At 40.6% G+C, this 22,028-nt stretch carries 26 protein-coding genes; 11 read left to right on the top strand and 15 right to left on the bottom strand.

Annotation, left to right across the window (positions count from 1 at the left end):
- Window positions 1-174 precede the first annotated feature (174 nt).
- The 3 genes from C9J12_RS19635 (at window position 175) to C9J12_RS19625 (ending at window position 1,781) form a co-directional block, all read left to right on the top strand.
- On the top strand, window positions 175-660 hold the full coding sequence (locus C9J12_RS19635) for a lecithin retinol acyltransferase family protein (RefSeq protein WP_107244253.1): 486 nt from the start codon (window positions 175-177) through the stop codon (window positions 658-660).
- Window positions 661-788: 128 nt separating this feature from the next.
- On the top strand, window positions 789-1,247 hold the full coding sequence (locus C9J12_RS19630; protein WP_227876417.1) for a C-GCAxxG-C-C family protein: 459 nt from the start codon (window positions 789-791) through the stop codon (window positions 1,245-1,247).
- Between the two features lie 180 nt (window positions 1,248-1,427).
- Window positions 1,428-1,781 carry a YkgJ family cysteine cluster protein gene (locus tag C9J12_RS19625; protein WP_107244252.1) on the top strand — a complete coding sequence of 118 codons (354 nt, stop codon included), beginning with the start codon at window positions 1,428-1,430 and terminating at the stop codon, window positions 1,779-1,781.
- Window positions 1,782-2,291: 510 nt separating this feature from the next.
- Here C9J12_RS19625 and C9J12_RS19620 read toward each other — a convergent pair.
- The 10 genes from C9J12_RS19620 to C9J12_RS19575 all read right to left on the bottom strand — a co-directional run bounded on the left by C9J12_RS19620 (window position 2,292) and on the right by C9J12_RS19575 (window position 11,102).
- Window positions 2,292-3,512, bottom strand: coding sequence for a hypothetical protein (locus C9J12_RS19620; protein WP_107244251.1), 1,221 nt, complete (start codon window positions 3,510-3,512; stop codon window positions 2,292-2,294).
- Window positions 3,513-4,127: 615 nt separating this feature from the next.
- Window positions 4,128-4,571 (bottom strand): F0F1 ATP synthase subunit epsilon, encoded by a 444-nt coding sequence (locus C9J12_RS19615; protein WP_107244250.1) that lies wholly within the window; start codon window positions 4,569-4,571, stop codon window positions 4,128-4,130.
- A 15-nt stretch (window positions 4,572-4,586) separates the two neighbouring features.
- Window positions 4,587-5,972 (bottom strand): F0F1 ATP synthase subunit beta, encoded by a 1,386-nt coding sequence (atpD, locus tag C9J12_RS19610; RefSeq protein WP_107244249.1) that lies wholly within the window; start codon window positions 5,970-5,972, stop codon window positions 4,587-4,589.
- A 21-nt stretch (window positions 5,973-5,993) separates the two neighbouring features.
- Entirely contained in the window at window positions 5,994-6,869 is an 876-nt protein-coding gene (atpG, locus tag C9J12_RS19605) for a F0F1 ATP synthase subunit gamma (RefSeq protein ID WP_011220232.1), read from the bottom strand.
- Window positions 6,870-6,943: 74 nt separating this feature from the next.
- Complete coding sequence (atpA, locus tag C9J12_RS19600; RefSeq protein WP_107244248.1) at window positions 6,944-8,485, bottom strand: F0F1 ATP synthase subunit alpha; 1,542 nt, start codon at window positions 8,483-8,485, stop codon at window positions 6,944-6,946.
- 12 nt (window positions 8,486-8,497) lie between these two features.
- A complete protein-coding gene (locus C9J12_RS19595) occupies window positions 8,498-9,046 on the bottom strand; it encodes a F0F1 ATP synthase subunit delta (RefSeq protein WP_107244247.1) in 549 nt (182 codons plus the stop codon).
- Between the two features lie 14 nt (window positions 9,047-9,060).
- Window positions 9,061-9,531, bottom strand: coding sequence for a F0F1 ATP synthase subunit B (atpF, locus tag C9J12_RS19590; RefSeq protein ID WP_006228791.1), 471 nt, complete (start codon window positions 9,529-9,531; stop codon window positions 9,061-9,063).
- Between the two features lie 84 nt (window positions 9,532-9,615).
- Window positions 9,616-9,852, bottom strand: coding sequence for a F0F1 ATP synthase subunit C (gene atpE / locus C9J12_RS19585; protein WP_004730405.1), 237 nt, complete (start codon window positions 9,850-9,852; stop codon window positions 9,616-9,618).
- A gap of 82 nt (window positions 9,853-9,934) precedes the next feature.
- Window positions 9,935-10,702 (bottom strand): F0F1 ATP synthase subunit A, encoded by a 768-nt coding sequence (atpB, locus tag C9J12_RS19580; protein ID WP_107244246.1) that lies wholly within the window; start codon window positions 10,700-10,702, stop codon window positions 9,935-9,937.
- Between the two features lies 1 nt (window position 10,703).
- The gene (locus C9J12_RS19575; protein WP_107244245.1) at window positions 10,704-11,102 is read right to left on the bottom strand and encodes a hypothetical protein; all 399 of its coding nucleotides are present in this window, start codon (window positions 11,100-11,102) and stop codon (window positions 10,704-10,706) included.
- Between the two features lie 537 nt (window positions 11,103-11,639).
- Here C9J12_RS19575 and C9J12_RS19570 point away from each other — a divergent pair.
- Entirely contained in the window at window positions 11,640-12,464 is an 825-nt protein-coding gene (locus C9J12_RS19570) for a hypothetical protein (RefSeq protein ID WP_107244244.1), read from the top strand.
- Between the two features lie 134 nt (window positions 12,465-12,598).
- On the opposite strand, the gene C9J12_RS19565 is transcribed toward C9J12_RS19570, so the two are convergent.
- Window positions 12,599-13,477, bottom strand: a complete 879-nt coding sequence (locus tag C9J12_RS19565; RefSeq protein WP_107244243.1) for a DMT family transporter — start codon at window positions 13,475-13,477, stop codon at window positions 12,599-12,601.
- Window positions 13,478-13,650: 173 nt separating this feature from the next.
- Between C9J12_RS19565 and C9J12_RS19560 the strand changes: the two genes are divergently transcribed.
- Window positions 13,651-13,863, top strand: coding sequence for a VF530 family protein (locus C9J12_RS19560; protein WP_107244242.1), 213 nt, complete (start codon window positions 13,651-13,653; stop codon window positions 13,861-13,863).
- Between the two features lie 101 nt (window positions 13,864-13,964).
- Here the strand turns inward: C9J12_RS19560 and C9J12_RS19555 are convergent, their stop codons facing one another.
- Both C9J12_RS19555 and C9J12_RS19550 read right to left on the bottom strand, forming a co-directional pair.
- The gene (locus C9J12_RS19555; RefSeq protein WP_107244241.1) at window positions 13,965-14,621 is read right to left on the bottom strand and encodes a Qnr family pentapeptide repeat protein; all 657 of its coding nucleotides are present in this window, start codon (window positions 14,619-14,621) and stop codon (window positions 13,965-13,967) included.
- 340 nt (window positions 14,622-14,961) lie between these two features.
- Window positions 14,962-16,218 carry an NAD(P)/FAD-dependent oxidoreductase gene (locus tag C9J12_RS19550; RefSeq protein ID WP_107244240.1) on the bottom strand — a complete coding sequence of 419 codons (1,257 nt, stop codon included), beginning with the start codon at window positions 16,216-16,218 and terminating at the stop codon, window positions 14,962-14,964.
- Window positions 16,219-16,494: 276 nt separating this feature from the next.
- On the opposite strand from C9J12_RS19550, the gene C9J12_RS19545 reads away from it, so the two are divergent.
- The gene (locus C9J12_RS19545; RefSeq protein WP_227876416.1) at window positions 16,495-17,382 is read left to right on the top strand and encodes an alpha/beta hydrolase; all 888 of its coding nucleotides are present in this window, start codon (window positions 16,495-16,497) and stop codon (window positions 17,380-17,382) included.
- Window positions 17,383-17,486: 104 nt separating this feature from the next.
- On the opposite strand, the gene C9J12_RS19540 is transcribed toward C9J12_RS19545, so the two are convergent.
- Window positions 17,487-18,554, bottom strand: coding sequence for a methyltransferase (locus C9J12_RS19540; protein WP_041394871.1), 1,068 nt, complete (start codon window positions 18,552-18,554; stop codon window positions 17,487-17,489).
- Window positions 18,555-18,743: 189 nt separating this feature from the next.
- Window positions 18,744-19,130 carry a hypothetical protein gene (locus C9J12_RS19535; protein ID WP_107244239.1) on the bottom strand — a complete coding sequence of 129 codons (387 nt, stop codon included), beginning with the start codon at window positions 19,128-19,130 and terminating at the stop codon, window positions 18,744-18,746.
- A gap of 161 nt (window positions 19,131-19,291) precedes the next feature.
- On the opposite strand from C9J12_RS19535, the gene C9J12_RS19530 reads away from it, so the two are divergent.
- From C9J12_RS19530 to C9J12_RS19510, 5 genes are all read left to right on the top strand, one after another.
- On the top strand, window positions 19,292-20,041 hold the full coding sequence (locus tag C9J12_RS19530) for a beta-ketoacyl synthase chain length factor (RefSeq protein WP_107244238.1): 750 nt from the start codon (window positions 19,292-19,294) through the stop codon (window positions 20,039-20,041).
- 4 nt (window positions 20,042-20,045) lie between these two features.
- Window positions 20,046-20,837, top strand: a complete 792-nt coding sequence (locus C9J12_RS19525; protein ID WP_107244237.1) for a lysophospholipid acyltransferase family protein — start codon at window positions 20,046-20,048, stop codon at window positions 20,835-20,837.
- A 30-nt stretch (window positions 20,838-20,867) separates the two neighbouring features.
- Entirely contained in the window at window positions 20,868-21,125 is a 258-nt protein-coding gene (locus C9J12_RS19520; protein ID WP_011220216.1) for a phosphopantetheine-binding protein, read from the top strand.
- A 64-nt stretch (window positions 21,126-21,189) separates the two neighbouring features.
- Window positions 21,190-21,447 (top strand): acyl carrier protein, encoded by a 258-nt coding sequence (locus C9J12_RS19515; protein ID WP_107244236.1) that lies wholly within the window; start codon window positions 21,190-21,192, stop codon window positions 21,445-21,447.
- A complete protein-coding gene (locus C9J12_RS19510; RefSeq protein ID WP_107244235.1) occupies window positions 21,447-22,010 on the top strand; it encodes a COG4648 family protein in 564 nt (187 codons plus the stop codon). Before C9J12_RS19515 ends, C9J12_RS19510 begins: the two co-directional genes overlap by 1 nt.
- The last annotated feature ends 18 nt before the right edge of the window (window positions 22,011-22,028 follow it).

Below are 22,028 nucleotides of genomic sequence, written 5' to 3'. Positions count from 1 at the left end.
TACACTGATGTTGCGATGGCCGTTGGCCACGGTTAAGTGGAGAGCCGCATGCGCTGAAAGGTGCACGTGCGGTTCGGTGAGGAGAGGCAGAGAAATAGTTCGACTACGCTCTGTCTCTTACTCTACTACCAAAATTTTATTAGTGGTTATATCTATAGATGAAAGGAATCAAGAATGTATCAACAGGGACAAGTCCTAAAAATTCAATATACAGGTTTTAAGCACTACGGAATTTATGTTGGTAACAACATGGTGATTCACAATTCAAAAAAAATTCACAGTGTTGAAGAGATCGCCCTTGAAGCATTCTCAGATAATCGCAATGTACAATTAAGCTCGATCAAAGCTGAAAACCCCGAATTAGCCATACAAACAGCAAGAAAGTATCTAGGTTTACCTTATAATCTTTTTGCTGAAAACTGCGAACATTTTGTAAGGACTTCATGTGGTTTAGTTAAAGAAAGCACGCAAGTTCAAAAATATCTAATTTCCGCTATTGGTGTTGGAGCACTATTAAAGTCTGATAATGCAGTTGTTCAATCCGCCGGTGGTGCAGCAGCTTTAGCTGCAATGTTAACTCCCACCGAGCAAAGTCCAGTGAAAAATGTAGCGATAGCAACTTGCTTAGCTGCAGGAATAGCATTTCTAGCAAGCAAATAGGGCTAGAAATGGACACGATTACTCAGCAGTTTTGTTTAAAATTGATTCTGTGATTACGCTTATCAGTTTAAGTGTGCAGTAAAATACTGCCACTTATTTGCAAACGTAGGGCATTTAAGGAAAAACATATGAAAACTATGAATAGTGAAATAGCTGGAGATTTAGCTGAAGATTCCTTTAACAATGGCTTATTGTGTGCAGAAAGCGTTGTTATAGCACTCGCAAATATCCAAGATATTGAAAGTGAGTACCTTCCCAAAGTAGCGACAGCATTTTGTAGCGGTATGGCTCGTACGTGTGGTACTTGTGGTGCATTAACTGGTGCGATAATGGGGTTAAGTCTTGGTCTTGGTCGTTCGAATAATCGAGAACAAGTACAACTAATCTACAGTGCAACTCAACGCCTGATTTCTGAATTCGAGAAAGAGTTTGGTGCTATGGATTGTCATGTACTTTTGGGATGCGATATTGGAACATCGGAAGGACAAAGTATGTTTAAAGAACGGCACCTCCGTAAGCAATGCACTCAATATACTCGTAAAGCCGCAGAAATTGCTGCAACGATCTTAGACGGAAGAAATGCCTAATCGGGTAGCTGGCAGTTTCTAACCACCAGCCCACACAACACCCGGCATGCGGCTCCGCACAGGGCGTTTCCTGAATATGCACAGCGCTGTGGCACATAGTAAATTTAAAGGCATTGTCAACTTCTAGTGAATTTGGTGTAGAATTATAATGATCGCGAACTGCACAAAAGTTAGGTATGAATGAACAATAACCGAGAGATAATCGCGCTTCTACGCGAGCGTATTCCGTCGTTCGAATGTGTGCCAGGTTGCCACGATTGTTGCGGACCGGTAACGACTTCTTCGGAAGAAATGTCGCGCCTGCCAGTGAAAACGGATGCAGAACATGAAGCCGCATTAAATGAGTTTGATTGTGTACACCTAGGTCCTAAGGGTTGCACAGTGTACGGGGAACGACCATTGATCTGCCGATTGTTTGGCACAACACCGCGTATGCCTTGCCCAAATGGTTGTCGCCCAAAAGAGATGATTGACTTAAAAACCGAGCGTCAGATCCATCATTACATCAGGAACACACGACAAGTGTTGGTGTAGAACAGATAAGGATATGTGTCGCGAGGCCGGCACCTATCCGAAATCTTGAACAAACTCGAACTCGCTTATATAGAGAAATATTACGAAGAAGTAATAACTGAACCACTATTATTATATAGCCGATCTTATCTTACTCGAAATACACGGTGTAGTTACAACAAATGTCGCTGAAAGCATAAGGTGCCCAGTAAAAAACCAATAAATCGATGAGTTACAAAAACAGGTAAAAGTTTTCATCTTTATTGTCTTTCGATATCTATATCAGATTGGCATATTCTTTATGTGGGGAATCGCCGTGTTCAGTATCTGCTTATTCTCATTCATCTCGGCTATGGTGTATTAGGGCATGGCTAACCATTGACCTAGATGAATGGGTCAGAGGGCTGATTATGGCGAAACGCTGGCTCTCTCAAGTCTGGACTAAGTTCTCTTTGGTTAACGAAAAAAAAGAAGTGCAGCATACGATTTAAGTTGCAATTCTGCCCCCTCTAAGTTTAGTTAATACACACTTTAATACTCAGTCTTGAACCAAGGTGGTTGCAAAGGCTTGTATAAATCAGTTGATTGGGATGATTTTTCCGGCGGAACGTATGGCTTATATTCTGGGAACTCTTCTGCATAGAGGTGGAAAGCAGAGCCAGATGAATCGCTATTACTGCCGCTGTTACTATAGATATCAAACCCAAAAGGCTCATCGTTTGCTTGTGTTGTTGCCACTTTTTGAGAGTTGCGCCTTGCCTCAGACTTGAATTTATCCCACTCCGCTGCCCGTTGAGCTTCATGCTTTCTCCAGGCATTCTCGCTTGCAAGCTTAGCTTCCTCTGATTTTCGCTGCAGCTCTGCCGCTGATGGGGTGTTCTTTATAACATCCTGCGTATGAGCAAATATATGCTCTTTTTGCGCTGAACTTAGTCGGTCTGTTTGTTTGTAGTAGTTCAAGAGAAAGTTATAGGCCTTCTCGTTATTTTGGCAGACTGAATACGCCAGTGCTGAACTGCCTGCATATTTATAACAACGGGTCATTCTAAAATCGGTGACTTTCTCAACATCATTCCCGTTATCAAGCAGCGCAGCAAACATTTTACTTTTTTCGGGGCTGCCATCATAGTGATTCATTGCCATCTCAAGCAGACCAGAATCGTATTGCCAACTACTAACGTTCTGCTTCTCGAGAGCTTCTATCGGAAATTTACAGCTGGTAGGTGAAGCTAAGTCTGCTTTACCTTCAGGGGTTATTTTGTGATCGGCTAAAAGTAGAGCAAATGTTTTAGGGTAATTATTAATATAAGCGGTTGCTATTGGTGAGTAATTCCCATAACCACAAACATCGGATTCTATTCGGTGCTGCTTCATAAGCCGAATGAATTTCTCAGTATCATCGTCGCTTAACCCAAACCGCATCGGTGAGTTGATGGTATATCTAATCTTGTAATACTCGCCATCATAATACGTTCTTTCTCGCACTATCATGTGCATGAGCATTTCTTCTTCCCACCGGGTAAATAACCATTCGGCTAACTCAATATCCTTGGTATAAACAGCACATTCTAACAAGGTATTACAAGGCCCACTTGCGTCATACCCATCTGATGGGACATTTTCTTTTAGATGGTTGATCTTCTGCTTTGCTGGCAAATCTGCATTTGTTACAAGGTAATCTTGCACGTCACCTTGAGTTGAGACACATCCAGACAGCAAAAAAAATGACAGTACGGTAAGAGGTTTTTTCATGAGGACAACCAATCATTAATATTTTTCTCAATACTATTACTTACTTGAATCATATTGTGTTGATCACTATCAACTAATACGTTATTGAAAAGTGGTTCCAACTTTACGCCTAAGTTTTAGTATGGCAAATTTATTTTATTGCGATGAAGCAGGAAGGGGGGGGGGCGTAACGCTACTTATTCTGAACGTAATATTGATCCATTGCGCAAAATTCTCTGTTTGTAATATTTAAAAGTCATACAAATAATTCTACATTTCACAAGGATATGAACTCGAGGTCATATTGACGTGACAACTTGCTAATTACCGTTACCTTATTAAATGAATCTTCCGAAAAAGGACTAATTATAATGAAATAAATAGGAAATAATCAGATAAGACAGATCTACCCTGTGATGGGCTTAATGATGGCCTGTCAATTGAACTTAGCGAAGGTATATCACAGATTCAGGGACGTATAGTATTATCGAGATACTGCCTATCGTACTGATTTAAACGTAATAATTAGCGACTCTACTTTGAAACAAAAACAACACATCAAATTACAGACAAAAAAATGCTCTGATATCGGTACATATCAGAGCATTCGATCGATAGTGATGGTACTGGAGTTGTTTAGCGACGCCTCTGTTTTTGGGTTAATTCAACGGCACGTAATTGCGCCATTGCTTTCGCCAAATCCATCTGCGCTTGCGCAAAGTTGATATCGTGACCCTGCTTATTAATATTCTCTTCTGCTGCTCGTCGTGCTTCATTCGCACGAGCTTCATCAATATCTTTACCGTGCATGGCTGTATCAGCCAATACCGTCACTAATGAAGGTTGAACCTCAAGAATACCGCCTGAAATGTAGAGGATTTCGTCATCCCCTTTCAAATCAGTTTGAAAATAAGCAACGCCAGGTTTAATACGACTCAGCAAAGGAGAGTGACCAGGGCGAATACCAAGTTCACCATCAAGACCCGAAATAGCCAAAGCATGTGCTTTACCACTAAATAACGGACCTTCTGCACTCACAATGTTGAGTTGGAATGTATTCTGAGTAACGCCGATAGCCATAAATCCTCCTCAAACTTACATAGTTTTCGCTTTTTCGATAACGTCTTCAATCGCGCCACAGTACAAGAATGCTTGTTCTGGAACATCATCGTATTCGCCACTCAATAAGCCTTTAAAGCCACTCAATGTATCTTTTAGTGATACAAAAATACCCGGTTGACCCGTGAATACTTCAGCAACATGATAAGGTTGAGTTAGGAAACGCTCGACTTTACGTGCTCGGGCTACGGTCAATTTGTCATCTTCAGACAATTCATCCATACCTAAGATCGCAATAATATCTTTCAGTTCTTTATAACGTTGCAGTACAGTTTGTACGCCACGAGCAACTTCATAGTGCTCAGTACCAACAACTAAAGGATCAAGCTGACGCGACGTTGAATCTAATGGGTCAATCGCTGGGTAAAGACCTAATGCGGCGATATTTCGCGACAGTACAACGGTTGCATCAAGGTGAGCAAACGTTGTGGCTGGTGATGGATCCGTTAAGTCATCCGCAGGTACATAAACCGCTTGAATCGAGGTGATCGATCCCTTGTGCGTAGATGTAATACGCTCTTGCAGCACACCCATTTCTTCAGCCAATGTTGGTTGGTAACCTACCGCAGAAGGCATACGACCAAGCAGGGCTGACACTTCTGTTCCCGCAAGGGTATAACGGTAGATATTATCGATGAACAAGAGTACATCACGGCCTTCATCACGGAAGCGTTCTGCGATGGTTAACCCTGTAAGTGCTACACGTAAGCGGTTACCTGGGGGCTCGTTCATCTGGCCATACACCATGGCAACTTTATCAAGTACACCGGCTTCTTTCATTTCGTAGTAGAAGTCGTTACCTTCACGAGTTCGTTCACCCACACCTGTAAATACCGATAGACCTGAGTGAGCTTTGGCGATGTTGTTGATTAACTCCATCATGTTGACGGTTTTACCCACACCCGCACCACCGAACAAACCAATTTTACCGCCTTTAGCAAACGGACAAATCAAGTCGATAACTTTTACACCAGTTTCTAATAGTTCAGTGCTGTTCGCTTGTTCTTCATATGATGGTGGCTCGCGGTGAATTGGGTAAGAGGTTTTCTGACCAATTTCACCACACTCATCAATCGGTTGGCCTAATACGTTCATAATACGGCCAAGGGTTTCTTCACCCACAGGTACAGTAATCGGTTCACCAGTATTCATCGCGGTTAAACCACGACGCATACCATCTGACGAACCCATTGCGATACAACGAACGATTCCGCTACCAATTTGTTGCTGTACTTCAAGTACAAGAGAGCTGTTGTCGCCATCAATGATGTTCAAAGCATCATAAACACGTGGCACACTATCTTGGTCAAATTCCACATCAACGACAGCGCCGATGACTTTGACAATTTTACCAGTACTCATTTGATATCCTCTGAATTCTGTTTAAACGGCTTGTGCACCGGCTACGATTTCACTTAACTCTTGGGTAATAGCGCTTTGACGGGCTTTGTTATAAACCAGCTGCAAATCGTTAATAATGTCGCCTGCATTATCTGTCGCCGATTTCATCGCGACCATTCTTGCGGCTTGCTCACAAGCGATACTTTCAACGGTGCCTTGATACACCTGTGATTCGATGTAACGCAGCATTAAAGCGTTGAGTATGTCTTTTGGATCGGGTTCGTAGATGTAATCCCAACGGCTAGTTGCGTCATTGGGTTTACTGTCTTGTGACTCATCTTTATCTGGATGTGGCAATAATTGCGTTATACGTGGATTCTGTACCATCGTATTAACGAACTCGTTGTATACCAAATACAAGCGATCAATTTTGCCGTCATCAAAGTGCTCAAGCATGGCTGTAACAGCACCTAACAGATCTTCCAATTTAGGCTTATCACCTAAGCCTGATGTTTGTGCAATGACGTTGCCAAAACGGTGGAAAAACGAAATAGCTTTTGAACCGATTAACGTCAGATCTACTTCAACGTTTTTCTCTTGCCATTGGCGCATGTCCGTTAATGCACGCTTAAACAGGTTGCTATTTAAGCCACCACATAAGCCTCGATCTGAAGATATGATGATGTACGCCACACGTTTTGCTTCACGTTCTTCAAGATAGGGGTGCTTATACTCTAATGAGCCCGATGCAACATGGCTGATTACCTTACGCATATTTTCAGCGTAAGGACGGGTTGCCGCCATGTTGTCTTGCACCTTCCGCATCTTACTTGCGGCAACCATTTCCATTGCACTGGTGATCTTTTGCGTATTTTGTACGCTCGCTATCTTGGTGCGAATTTCTTTTGCGTTTGCCATATTTAGCTCCTATCAACATTCACGATGGGTTGATGTCAGCGAGAGTTACCACGCTGTATTTACCCTGTTTCGATTTACCACGACTGTGTCGCGGTGAATGTTTTCAGTAACTTGTGTAGGCTTTGTTCAATATCGTCGTCGTATTGACCCGTCTTATTGATAGTATCTAGCAATGCCGAGTGTTCGCTTTTCGCATACGCCATTAATGCAGATTCAAACGCACCAATACTGGCTAGAGGAACATCACCTAGATACCCTTTTTCAGCAGAGAAAATAGCGATCGCTTGTTCTGCAACAGACATTGGTGCGTACTGCTTCTGCTTCATCAACTCTGTCACTTTTTCGCCGTGATCAAGTTGCTTACGTGTTGCATCATCAAGATCAGATGAGAACTGAGCAAAAGCCGCAAGTTCACGATACTGTGCAAGTGCAGTGCGAATACCACCCGACAGTTTCTTCACAATTTTCGTTTGCGCCGCACCACCTACACGAGATACCGAAATACCAGGGTCAACCGCTGGACGTAAACCCGAGTTAAATAAATGCGTTTGTAGGAAGATCTGTCCATCAGTAATCGAGATCACATTCGTCGGTACGAAAGCTGATACATCACCCGCTTGGGTTTCGATAATTGGCAGTGCTGTTAACGATCCCGTTTTGCCTTTTACTTTACCTTTAGTAAAACGTTCAACATACGATACATTTACACGAGATGCGCGTTCTAACAGACGAGAGTGGAGGTAGAACACATCGCCAGGGAAAGCTTCACGACCCGGTGGACGCTTAAGCAGTAGTGAAATTTGACGGTAAGCAACCGCTTGTTTAGACAGATCATCATAAACAATCAGTGCATCTTCACCACGGTCACGGAAGTATTCACCCATGGTACAACCAGAATAAGGCGCTAGGTATTGAAGTGCTGCCGCATCAGATGCTGTTGCAACCACCACAATGGTATTTTTTAATGCGTCGTGTTCTTCCAGTTTACGTACTACGTTAGCAATGGTTGAAGCTTTCTGACCAATCGCGACGTAAACACATTTAATACCAGAATCTTTTTGGTTAATGATGGCGTCAATCGCCATCGCCGTTTTACCCGTTTGACGGTCACCAATAATCAGTTCACGTTGTCCACGACCAATTGGCACCATGGAATCAACCGCTTTATAACCCGTTTGAATAGGCTGATCGACTGATTGACGTTCAATAACACCAGGGGCAATAATTTCGACAGGCGAATAACCATCGTTTTCAATTGCGCCTTTACCATCAATAGCTTGACCAAGCGTATTAACAACACGACCCAGTAAGCCACGACCAACTGGTACTTCAAGAATACGTCCCGTGCCTTTTACTTTAAGACCTTCAGCAAGATCCGAATACGGACCCATTACCACAGCACCTACGGAATGACGCTCTAGGTTAAGCGCCAATGCGTAGCGATTACCTGGTAGTTCAATCATCTCGCCTTGCATAACATCAGCAAGACCATTAATACTAATAATACCGTCACTTACCGAGACAATTGTGCCTTCGTTACGAGCTTGGCTCGTCACATTAAAGGTTGCGATACGTTGTCTAATTAGATCGCTGATTTCATTTGAATTTAATTGCATATCTATTACCCGTTACGCTTGTAGACTACTTGCTAGTCGGTTCATCGAACTCTTGAGAGTGCCATCAATAACCAGTTCTCCAGCTTTGATAAGCATGCCGCCAACAAGCGATTCATCTATCTGACAATCCAACTCAACACTGCGAGAAAGACGCTTTTCCAATGCTTTAACCAAATTAACTTTTTGTTCTTCTGTTAATGGTTCAACAGATAACACTGTCGCTTCTATAGTGCGTTCAAAGTCCGCTTTCATTTCCATGAAAAGATTTAGAACGTCAGGAAGAACAATTAATCGGCCATTTTCAGCCATCACTCGAACAAAGTTCTGACCATGTTCATCAAGTAAGCCTTCACAGATATCTAAAAACATCAGCGTAAAAGCCTCGGCGTTTTTCGCGCCTTTGAAATCAATCTCTTTGATTTCCTGAAGAATCACGGGCTGGTGAGCAACATCTGCAGCTACCATTAACATGTGTGCCCACTGGTCGAGCGACTTATTGGCTAAAGCAAAATCAAACGCGGCTTTGGCATAAGGTTGAGCTATCGTTTTTAGATCTGACATGGTGATCTCCCCGATTACATTTCCGTAATTAGCTTATTAACAAATTCACGGTTTGCAGCATTATCAAGGTTGCGTTTAATCAATTTTTCCGCGCTTTCGATAACCAAATCTGACATTTCTTGACGAAGTTCTTGCCTTAGGCGATTACGCTCACTTTCAAGCTCTGATTGACCTTGAGCAATGATTCGAGCTTTCTCGGTATCACCTTCTAGCTTGGCATCTTCAATAATTTGGCTACGGCGTTTATTGCCTTGTTCAACCAAATCACTAGCACTTTGTTTCGCTTCAACCATCAGTTGATCACCGTTGGCTTTTGCTAATTCAAGTTCTTTTGCCGCTAGATCCATCTGGCTAAGCCCTTCGGCTATTTCACGCTGACGTTCATCAATCAATGCGGTCAATGGTGGCCATACGTATTTCATACATAACCATACAAAAATCACGAAGGATATTGCTTGGCCAAGCATGGTTGCATTTAAATTCATACATCCTCACTCTTTAATTAATGCTTGGTAACAACAGCGCTAAACATCAAGTACTTCGCGCTGTATCACCGCAATAGTCATTTATTAAGCAACAGCGAAAATGATATATAGACCAATACCAACACCGATCATTGGAACCGCATCGACAAGACCCATCATGATGAAGAACTGAGTTCGAAGCATTGGAGTAAGATCCGGTTGACGCGCAACACCTTCAAGGTATTTACCCGCCAAGTTACCAATACCACTTGCAGCACCTGCCGCACCTAAACCAATTAATAGTGCGCCAGCAACGTAAAGAACTGCACTTACGATATCCATGAATGACTCCAAATTTTTATAAATTAACGATAAATAAGATAAATAGTGGCTAGAGATTGTTAATAGCTAAGACGCTAAATAACTAGTGCTCTTCTGTTGCCATAGCTAAGTAAACAATGGTTAGTACCATGAAGATGAAAGCTTGTAAGAACACAATTAGTATGTGGAACAAGGCCCAAGGTACACTCAATGCCCACTGCATCCACCAAGGCATTAATGCAATCAAGATGAATATCATTTCACCTGCGTACATGTTGCCGAATAGTCGTAAGCCGAGTGAAATTGGCTTTGAAATTAATGTAATTAATTCCAAAATGAAGTTCACTGGGTATAACAATGGATGTTCAAATGGCTGTGTTGTTAGCTCTTTAATAAACCCGACAATACCTTTGTTTTTCAAGGTATAACCAATAATTAATATAAAGACACCTAACGCCATTGATACAGGAACATTCACATCAGCTGATGGTAAATCTCTGAAATGCTCGACACCAAATAATCGGGTTAATGCAGGAACAAAATCGACAGGTAATAAATCGATACTGTTCATTAAAAATACCCAGACAAAAATAGTAAGAGCTAATGGACCAATGAGTTTATCTTCAGTTTTAAATATTTCTTTAACTAGGTTATTTACAAAATCAAAGGTTATTTCAATAAAACATTGCAGACGACCAGGAACACCTTTAGTCCCTCGGGTTGCAACATATCTAAATACACCAATGAAAAGTAAACCTACCATCCAAACCATGATCATGGAGTCAATATTAATACTCCAAAAACCTTTTCCTAATGTAAGGAAGGTTAGATGGTGCTCAATATATTCGTGAGCGGAACTGACATTATCCACCTTACGCCATCCTAAATTGAGGTTTATTAAGTATCGGGGTTAAAAAGCATCCTAAAAATGTCATGCCATAAGCAGATAACATTATTACATTACTCAATGCCATGAACCGGAAGGCTAAAATGAACATAACAACGGTGTACACAAGCTTGACCGTTCTAGTAACTCTTATTAACTCACTGATACTGCTATCTTTCTTCAGCTTTACTTTAAACGTTGCTGTTATCATTCCCATCATCGATGGAATAACAGCGATAGCCATACCTATCAACGCAGATTCGATACCTAATAGATCAGAAGACATTACGACATAGGGCAAATAAATTGCACCACATATAATTTGACTAATTAATATCTGTTTTGCAGCTAATAATATATCACTACGACTGGAAGAAACTTCCATAGATTATCCCTCTTACATTAAACAGTATTTATATTTCCCTACTCCTTAAACAATACTTATCCAATCAAAAATAACGTCCACCCTTTATCACCATTACAATATATGTAATTATTTAAAACACTAAGGGCACATTTGAATTAAAAGGAAAGTCCCTTTAAATAAACATCCAACCTTTTACTTAATTACAAAAACTGCAATGTGGGTTACCTACACTTATAAAAAGTTTTGGAATCATTAATATTGACGTGTTCTTCATTAGAAACTTGATGATTGAAATTTACATCATACAAACTGTGACCGCTATCATAAAAAATGCAACAATGATTTTCATTTTTGAGTGTTGCTTGTTTTTCAATAAAAGAGAAACATATAAAACAAGAGCATACGGTTATTAAGAACTCACTTCTATTCACAATAACATTTATTAATAAATATATTTATACACCCTTACGAGTAAATAACTGCTCTTTTAGTCGTATACCAACCATGTAATGAAACAGTATTCGTTAAAGTGATAATCATTGGTAGTTCAATTAAATGAAAAAAACAACCGAAATATTTATTCAAGAAGCGCATCATATTCATAGCCAACTATACCGCTATGAAAACTTCATTTACCTGAATGCTAAAACAAAAAGCCTCATAACCTGCACACTACATGGTGATTTTGAACAACGCCCTGATGCTCACCTTGCCGGTAGAGGGTGCCCAAAATGTGCAGGCAAAGAAAAGAAAACAAAAGAGCAATTTGTTTTATCCGCCCAAAAGCTGCATGGTAAAAAATATAATTATAGCCAATTTGAATACCTTGGAGCACTGACTAAGGGTCTAATTTCGTGCCCAGTACATGGTGATTTTGAACAGCGCCCCAATGCTCACCTTTCAGGTAAAGGGTGTCCAAAATGCTCGAAATCGTATCCAAAAAACCGCGAAGTGATCGTAAATGAAGCGATAAAGGTACATGCGGGTAAATACGATTATTCGAAGTTTATTTATACAGGTGCGCTCTCTAAAGCCATTATTACCTGCCCCGAACATGGGGATTTTGAGCAACGCCCCGATGCCCATTTACGTGGTGTGGGTTGCCCGCTTTGCGCAAAAAAAGGCAAAAAAAAAACCAATGAACAGTTTACGCTGCAGGCTCAATTTATTCACGGTGAACGCTATGACTACAGCTTATTTGGCTATGTAAATGTACGGACAAAGGGCACAATTATTTGCTCACTACATGGTGCGTTTGAGCAGCTTCCATCGAATCATCTCGCGGGTAATGGCTGCCCTAGATGTGCTGCATTAAGTAAGAAAAACCAGCAAATATCAACAAAAAAAGAGCCAGTAAAACAGCAATATTTGATGTGTTAAAAATCAATTACCACGAACAAAAACAGCCTCCTATTTCCATTTTAGTGAAAATAGGGGGCTGTTTTTAGTTAAGTACTTATATAGCTAACTAATTCAAGACACTAAACTCAGAGTGACTTCTGCGTGAAAGCTGATTATTTAAATAGCTTACCTGTAATGGTATACCAGCCTCGATAAAGCAGTAATGCAAAAAGGATTAATGAGCAGCCTATTACCTTCTCTGCTGGCATCTTCTCGCCATACCACATAATACTCAAGAACACCGTCCAGACAGGCTCTAAAACCATAATAATGGCGGCATTAGCCACACTCGTGTGTTTCTGCCCTGCTGTTTGTAATACATAGCGAATGCTTGTTGCAATCAAGACACTAGAAGCAAACCAGCCCCAAATTTCTATATCAACCGTTTGTGGCCATTGTTCAAACATGAGTGAAGCAATAAGCCCCATTACACCAGTTACAAATAATTGAACACACGTCAGTAATAGCGTGGGAATGCGCTGCGCGTATCGACTATTAAAATTAAACTGCAATGCCAATAATGCAGCAGCCAATAAAAACCACACTTGGCTTACTGATTGATGCCAACCACCACCAGATAACGACAATAAAACCAAACCAACAATAGCAAAGGGTAACGAAATCCAAAAAGGCCGACTTGGCTTTTGTTTAAATAACGGCCATGCCACTAACGGAACTAATAGCATAGACAGGCTCATAATAAACGCCCCTTCACCAAGGGTATCGCTGACTGAAATCGCATAGATCCAGGTCAGTAATGCCGCCCCCAACAACATGCCGACAAGTGACGATTGCGCGATGTCTTTCAGGCTCACTTGCTTAAATAAACGGTAACAAAAAGGAAATATAAGCAATGAGGCCAGTACAAACCGTAAACCAATAAACCCAAAAGGCGGGAGCCCTTGAATAGTTTGCTTAGAGAAAATCCAACCCGCCGAAGCCAGTAATGTTGCACAAACTATCAATAAGTCTGCGCGTCTGTGTTGTGTCATAACATACCTAAATAACAAAAAAGAGGATAAAAGAATGGTTGGATGGGAATACCATTCCTACATATGTTTCCCTTGAATTAAACACACTGAGGCCACTCTGAATCCTGCACCTTGAGGTGACTTGGGTATATAAACTGATATACTTGCGTTAGATTCTTTCATTGGCAATAAACATGACTCAAACAAACAACCCTCTTCACGGCATCACTCTCGAAAAGCTATTAACTGAACTTGTCGAGCATTATGGTTGGGAAGAACTAGGCTATCGCATCAATATTCGCTGCTTTAACCAAGATCCAAGCATCAAATCTAGCCTAAAGTTTTTACGTAAAACGGAATGGGCAAGAACAAAAGTTGAAGAACTATACATGCGCACGAAAAAATAAACATCGTTCGTAACTAGGGCGTGTTGACGTTTCAAGGTGCGAGTATGCTTTCCAAAGAGCCCTCTTTAGAATGATACTCGCATCTTAGGTGCGAACGACTATCAACCCGGTAGTACAACAACCCCTAATGGTTCAAGTAATTGCTCTTGCTGCCAATCACAAATAGTCACCTTTGCAACACTCACTCGACGAATATCAAGCCCGGTAAGATCAACATGACACAAGTTACATTCCGTCATATCAAATTGTCCCCACGCTTCTGGCGAAAACTCACCACGACTTAAATCAGAGCCTTTGAATGTAGCACCTAATAGGTTGGCACCATTCCATTTATTTTCGAATAACTCACACTTTTCTAAACGTTGATTTTCAAAATTAGCATACGATAAATTACAACGGGAAATGTAGGCAGAGCAAAAGAAGGTATTGTGGGTGATGTAATTCGCAAAGCTGGCCAACACAAAATCAGCCCCTTTTAACTGGCTATCTCTTAATTCAATACCAAAGCACTGAGCACCTCTAAATTGCGCCATACTCAAATCACAATGTTTAAAGCTAGCATCTTTTAATTTTGTATATTCAAACTGACAACCATCCACATCGCCGCGCTCAATGAATTGGCATTCAATAAACGATGCATCAGATAAATTTGCACGGTTAAAATTACAACGATAAAACTGACAATTTTCAAAACGAGCATCTTGAAGATCTTGCTCGCTAAAATCGTGTTCAGTAAATGTTTTATTCGTAATATGCATGAATTGCCTTTTGCTTAAATGAGTAATGCCATACTTAACAAGTAGATGGTCAAATATTTGTGCAGGAAAAATAGTGAATAACAAAACAATAATTGAAGTAACTAGGATCTGTTTACAAAATGTCTAACGTTGTTAGATGATTTAAAATCGCGAAGATGATCTGCTACTTATCGACACCTAATATACCTCACTAACATACGTAGTGAATCGCAAAAATGCAATATTCCCATCGATCAATGCAATGAGAAATAATTGTGTTAACTCACTTACTTAATAGCAAAAAAATACGACTATTTGATAAAAACAGCCGTATTAATGATATACCCAAGTTACTGAGCCACTAGTTTCTCGTATCTCGGCAAATTTCAGCAATCATACGCAACCGACGTTCAGGTTGAGCAACAAATGGATTGGTCGTATCCCATGCGTATCCCGCCAAAATAGAACAAATCATCTGCTTGATTTTATGATCGGGATTTTCATGAAAAATCACATCTTGCAGCTCACCAGAATACCAACCTTCAACATAAGCCCTAAAGGTATTAACCCCTTTCATTAATGTATCGGCATACTCTTTCTGCCAATCCACCGATTCGCCATTAAATTGCCGAATCAATAAATCTGTCGCAATTTCAGATGATTTCATCGCAATGGTGACACCAGAAGAAAACACAGGATCTAAAAATTCACCAGCATTGCCTAACAGCGCAAATTTATCGCTGCATAAGGTTTTTACATTTGCAGAATAACCGCCAATTTCACCCGCAGGGTTAGGGTACTCAGCCTTGGTTAATAATTGACATAATCTTGGTTCTTCGCTCGTAAGTTGTTTAATTGCCGCTATATTATCTTCTGAATAATCAGCAAAAAATGCAGGCTCTGCGACGATGCCAAACGAACACGTTCCATTACTAAATGGAATTAACCAATACCAAACATCCGGATTAGCTGGATGAACCGATATTAAAATTTTATTGCGATCATAATCGGGGTTTTCTGGTGCTGATGTATCGATATTGTCGACTATATGCGTAAATAGCGCTCTTCGTGTCGGTAAACATGATGGTTCTTCTAATGCTAATAAACGTGGAAGCACCCGCCCAAAACCACTCGCATCCAATACGAAATCGGCCTCTAATTCATAACTCTTATCGTGTTCATCATTTACAGTTAGTACTGAGTACTCACCCGCAATATCAATATTCATTAATGTATGTTGATAACGAATTTCAACACCTTGCTCAACTGCTTCATCGGCAAGCACTTTATCAAAGTTTGCCCGCTGTACTTGAAACGTAGTGCCTGCACCTTCGGTAAATTTGTCCGTAAAATTAAAACAGGTATATTTGCCATTACGGTGAAAAGCCGCACCATCTTTAAATTGAAAATTGGCACGTTCTACCGCTGATAACATATTCGCTTTTTCTATCACTTCCATACAGGCAGGTAGCAGGCTTTCACCAATTGAAAAACGTGGAAAAAGGCTTTTTTCAAGCACCACCACATCAATCCCTTTTTGGTGAAGTAATGCTGCGGCAACCGAGCCAGAAGGGCCTGCACCAATAATTGCAACTTGCGTACGCTGTTTTGAACTCAAACGGTAAACCCTCAAAAAAGGCAGTGAGCTATAAATAAGGCTATTTTGTTATAACAGCCCGTCTTTTCTTTTGCTCATAGATCATTGTAATTTCTATTATGAGAATTATACCAAAGTATCTGCATTCTCTTCATGATGATTCCCCTTCAGTACTAACATTTAATGAATGAATACTATTTTGAATCATCACTCAAGATCATAAAAATAATGAGATGAGATTGGTATGATCCATTTTCTACTTTCTTCCGTACAAATAACAAAATCGGGGAGGTGGTAATGAAAAACATTATGGGTTTGATAGTTATCTTATTTTTTACTCAAGGATGTGCAAACACTGCCTTTTTCGCGCCATCTAAAGCACAAAACCTTAATCCAGATATTCGCTGGATAGAGTCAGAGTCTGGTAATCGTATTGCCCATTTATGGATACCAGCAGAAGAGGGTATTCAGCATCGAGGTTTTGTTGTGCACTTCCATGGCAATAGCGGACACATGGAGCAAACACAAGAAAAAGTCGATTGGCTCGCGAAACACGGATACGATGTGATGGTGTTTGACTATTCCGGCTTTGGTCATTCAACAGGCAGTGTTGGCGACAAATCTGCTTATTTAGACGCGATAAGTATTTTGAAACACATAGAAGAATTACAAACAAATACTCAGCTACCCACCTTCACTGTTGCTACGTCTACTGGCGGAAATATATTTTTGCGGGCACTAGCCGATAATCCAATTGACCTTGATGGCATCATTATTGATTCATCGTTTACAAGTTATGTTGATGAAGCCAAATTTGTATTAGATAAAGGGATGTTTGGCGAATTGTATTCATGGGTGGCACATATTGTAATGCGTGACAATTACGCAGCTAAAGAAATCGTAGCGACCTTACCTGAAATGCAATCACTCGTTATTCACTGTGAATCAGACAATATTGTACCCATCGCGTCAGGTGAAGAAATTTTTCAACAGCTATCTGGTAACAAAGATTTCTGGCGATTAGATTCTTGTAATCATGCCCAAGCAATGACAAACGCATTCCCTGATAATCAAAAGCGCATTGTAAATTGGTTAGAACAAGCGACGCCATTATTTGAAGCCGCAAATTCAAGTACTGTTTCATTCCAAGTGGCAAATACCAACTTGCCAAATTTGAGTAAGTAATACCAATCTGGATAAATGGTAATAACTTATTTAGGTTGGTATAAGGTCTGGCTGAAAAAAGATCTGCCGATAGCAATGGCATTAACTTTTCACAGCCCCTAGAATTAACCCGCTTTTAATTCTAATAAAGTATGACCAAGACCAATATCGTCGGTACGTGTCGCGACCACAAAGCCCGCCTCTTTAACAATTTCTAGAAAATCATCACTTCGATAGAAACGGCTGTTACCATTCGCAAGGCATGTGAAATACAACGAGGTGGCATTCAAACTGTATGCAGCGGCATCATAGCGTTGCGAATCCCAGAATAACTCAAGAATATAGACAGTCGCATCATCAGACATTGCAGCACGTACACGACGTAGAATACTGAGTATTTCCATCGGTGAAAAGCAGTCTAAGAACTGGCTCATCCACCACACATCAGCGCCCGTTGGCAATGAATTAGAAGCATCCAACATGTTAGTTGGATAACCTTTAATGCGCTCAGCAAAACCATTTTCATCGGCATTTTTTAATGCCATTTCAATCTGCTGAGGCAAATCAATAATAGTCACTTCAACATCAGGATTATGATTACAGCATTGCAATGCCCACTTTCCCGTATTGCCGCCAATATCAAATAATCGCTTGGGTTTATCGGCAAATACACGTTCGAGTAACACAGGGAAAGAACGGTCAGAATAAAAGTGGTCGAAATTAAACCAGCTTTCTTTCGCTTTTTCTGGCAACTGAGACAAACCTTCGTAGATGGTTGTCCAATCACCCAGCTCTTTCAGACCAGCTGGTGTGCCCTCTTCTATCGCTTCCGTCAAATGCATCATTGCGGCGTAACAAACATCCGCCGTGAAATCCATATTGGCGCGAGTCATTCCATCATTAGCCAAGAAATAGCCTAGATTCGCCAAAACATAGTTAGGTTTATCCCAAGTAACAATATGCGCACTTAATGCCATATCAAGTAAGACCTTTACGCCATACTCACTCACATTTGTTTTTGCTGCAATATCTACCGCATTGAGCCCTTGCTTACCCGCTTGATCTAATGCAGTAAGAATACCTAAATCACGTAATGTTCTTGCGGTATGAAAAACGATAGGAGCAAAAGCCAATTTTTGAGCTTCTGTTTTTGCATCAAGTGCATTAAATGGGTCGTTTTGATATAAAGTCACAGATAAATCCAATATGAAAGCGAAAGGTAAAATGCGTAGTTTGAGTAAATTATCATAATAATATGTTGTTCAAGGACAAAAAAATGACGCTTTTTTGAATTCCACAATCAACATGTCATATCATAATCAATCAAATGAATATAATGTGACGTAGCTATTACGATATAAGCCCTTAAATGATTTTAATAATTAAAGCGCTAGCATAGCCAGCTTTTTCTTAATATCTACATCTAAGTTATTTACCCAACGGTTATAGTTACGGTGTATTTCACCGTCGTTATAATTAAGGTTTTTTGAACTAACATAGTTAATTGAGTAGGTTTTATTGCTGTATTCCACATCAATGACTGCATCATGAGATCGCGTAGAATATTCACCACGCATAGTTCCGGGTTTAGTTTCAGTCATTATCCAACCACGGTTCGTTCCAGATTCGATAATCGCTTGTTTTACCTGAGAAATTTGAAGGTTATAAGCAACTGGAGTATTCTCTACATTATGGATTGGCTGTACTCGTCCACAACCTGAAACCACCAATAATATTACGGCAATGGTCAGACCTTTGAATAGTTTCATCGTTTCTCCTTTTTTTTAATAATAAATGGGCACTTATTGGTGTTTTTGTATTGTAAATGAGTAAATAATCACAATAATGGATTCACACAAAGAACCACTAATGATGAAATCATAAATATTTCTGATAGAACTAACAAGCCAACGAGTATACAATACCAAAAATGAACAGTGTACATTTCAGTATAATTAATTTTATCGCGCTATCTCCGGGGTTGTCGGATCTTAATGCGTGGCAAGAATGGGCTAGCAATCAAAAGCAGTGGCCAGAGCCACTAACGCCTGTACCTCATCATTTGATACCGCCGATGATGCGTCGCCGAATGAGTACTTTAAGTAAACTGGCAATGCAAACAGCACTTGCACTAACGGAAGGTCATAACGTTGACTATATCGTTTTTGCCAGCCGCCACGGCGAACTAACAAGAACAGTAAAGTTGATGCAAGATATCTTAGTTGGCGAAGATGCCTCGCCGATTGCGTTCTCTCAATCAGTACATAATACGGCTGCTGGTTTATACACGATCGCGACAAAACAGGCGATTCCGGTTACCTCAATAGGTGCTTGCGAGAATACACTTCATGCCGCTTTAATTGAAAGTGCGGCTTACTTAAGCGATAACCCTGAACATAAAGTGTTGGTGGTTGATTTCGATGAGCCTCTCCCCGTCCCCTATCAAGAATTCGATTCACCTGAACTGAATACACCCAAATATCACGGCTATGCCTTGGGGATGATCCTTTCGAGTGGAGATGGCTATCAGTTAGCCTGGGAAGCTGGACTCAAGAATAAAGACGTGCACGAATCGAAACAGCAATACCCGCAAACACTGAATGTAATCGCTAATTTAATAAGTGATAGACAAGAATGGACGATTGCTGCACCTCGCACTCTATGGCATTGGAAGCGTTAAAACGATGGAATCTCGACCTCTCACAGTCAAACAAAAAATCAACAAATTGTGGCGAGTATTTGCTACTGGTCTGTGTTTTTCTATTTTTGGTTTAGGGGCACTTTGCCTTACCTTCATCGCTTTTCCGATCATAACAATATCGACTAACAATCAGCATCAACGCGAAATGCGTGTACAGTCGATTATTCAGCAGTCCTTTGCTTTTTTTTGTCGAACAATGCGTTTTTTCGGCGCTATAGATTACAAATTTACTGGCGTAGAAACACTGCAGCAAGATCGTAATTGCTTAATTGTTGCCAATCACCCAAGTCTGATCGATTACGTTCTTATTGCCTCGTGCATACCACAATGCGATTGTTTAGTTAAAGCCAGTATTTGGCATAACCCGTTTATAAAAGGCATTGTAAAAGCTGCGGGATATATACCCAATCGAGATCCTGAAAGCTTAATTGAAGACTGCAATCAGCGCTTAGAAAGTGGGAACGTATTACTCGTGTTTCCTGAAGGTACACGTACGACACCAAACAAAACATCTAAACTTCAACGTGGAGCAGCACAAATTGCAGTCAGAACAGAAACCGACTTACGCGTCATTCATATCACGGTTACGCCCAGTTTTTTGACAAAACAGAAGAAATGGTACCAAGTACCCAATACTAAACCCTTTTTTCGTATTGAAGTGAAAGGTAAGATAGCAGTTACACCTTTTATCTGTGAGGCGGATTCAGCAACATCGGCAGCAAGGCATGTTAACCGCCACCTTGCTACGATGCTTTTTCCACCTTCAGAGCAATAATAAGCACTCTAATAGAATAAGTAGGCCCCAGTGGAACAATTACAAACCGAATTAAAAGAACTCATCATTGAAGCGCTTAACCTTGAAGACATCACGGTTGATGATATCGAAACGGATGCACCTCTTTTTGGTGACGGTTTAGGGCTCGATTCAATTGATGCATTAGAACTTGGCTTAGCCATTAAGAAAAAATACAACATTGTTATCGATGCAGATGATACTAATACACGCGATCATTTTTCATCAGTTGCTAACCTTGCGGGTTATATTTCAAAGAATAAAGCGTAACTAAACATCATACCTAGCCATAAGTAATGCCAATATTTATAGGCACAGAAAAAGCGTATACATTATGACAGAAGTAAACCGTAACGAAGTTTTCAACCAAGTGCGCGATGCATTGGTTGAACTATTTGAACTTGATGCTGATGACATCAAACCTGAAGCTCAACTTTATCAAGAGCTTGATTTAGACAGCATTGATGCCGTTGACCTTGTTGTTCATCTACAAAATTTAACGGGTAAAAAAATCAAACCTGACGAATTTAAAGCAGTTCGCACCGTTGACGACATCGTAGATGCTGTCGTTGAACTACTAAAAGCAGAATAATGCGCTGGCTGACAATACTGTCAGCAATTGCACTGTTAGCCTATCCATTAGCCGTTTACTACGGGCTTAGTCGTTGGGGGCTCGGTGTCGTTGCTGGATTGCTAGTGGTGCTATTTTTGCTGCGGATCATTGCAGGAAATCAAACTCGCTTACCCGAACTAAAATACATTGCTTGGCTTAGTGGTGGCGCTGGTATCGTGCTGGCTTTACTTGGCAGCCTGTTTAAGCAGGAAGGATGGTTTACCTTCTATCCCGTTATCGTTAATAGCTTAATGCTAGGTTTGTTCAGTGCCAGTTTATGGCAAAAGCAAACACTGATTGAACGGTTTGCTCGCTTACAAGAACCAGAGTTACCCGAGAGTGGTATACGTTATACCCGTACAGTAACCAAAGTATGGTGTGTTTTTTTTATCATCAACGGTTCAATCGCATTAACGACGTGCTTTATGACGCTAGAAATCTGGACCTTGTATAACGGACTCATCAGCTACTTATTTGCTGGTAGCTTGTTTATTGGTGAGTGGTTTGTTCGTCAGTGGGTTAAAAGAAAGCAGGAACAATAAGCACCATGAAAGAAACAG

Origin of the sequence: Photobacterium frigidiphilum, from assembly GCF_003025615.1 — a bacterium.
GTDB lineage: Bacteria > Pseudomonadota > Gammaproteobacteria > Enterobacterales > Vibrionaceae > Photobacterium > Photobacterium frigidiphilum.
Note: the sequence above shows the minus strand (reverse complement) of the source record. Positions and strands in the feature narration are given on the sequence as shown.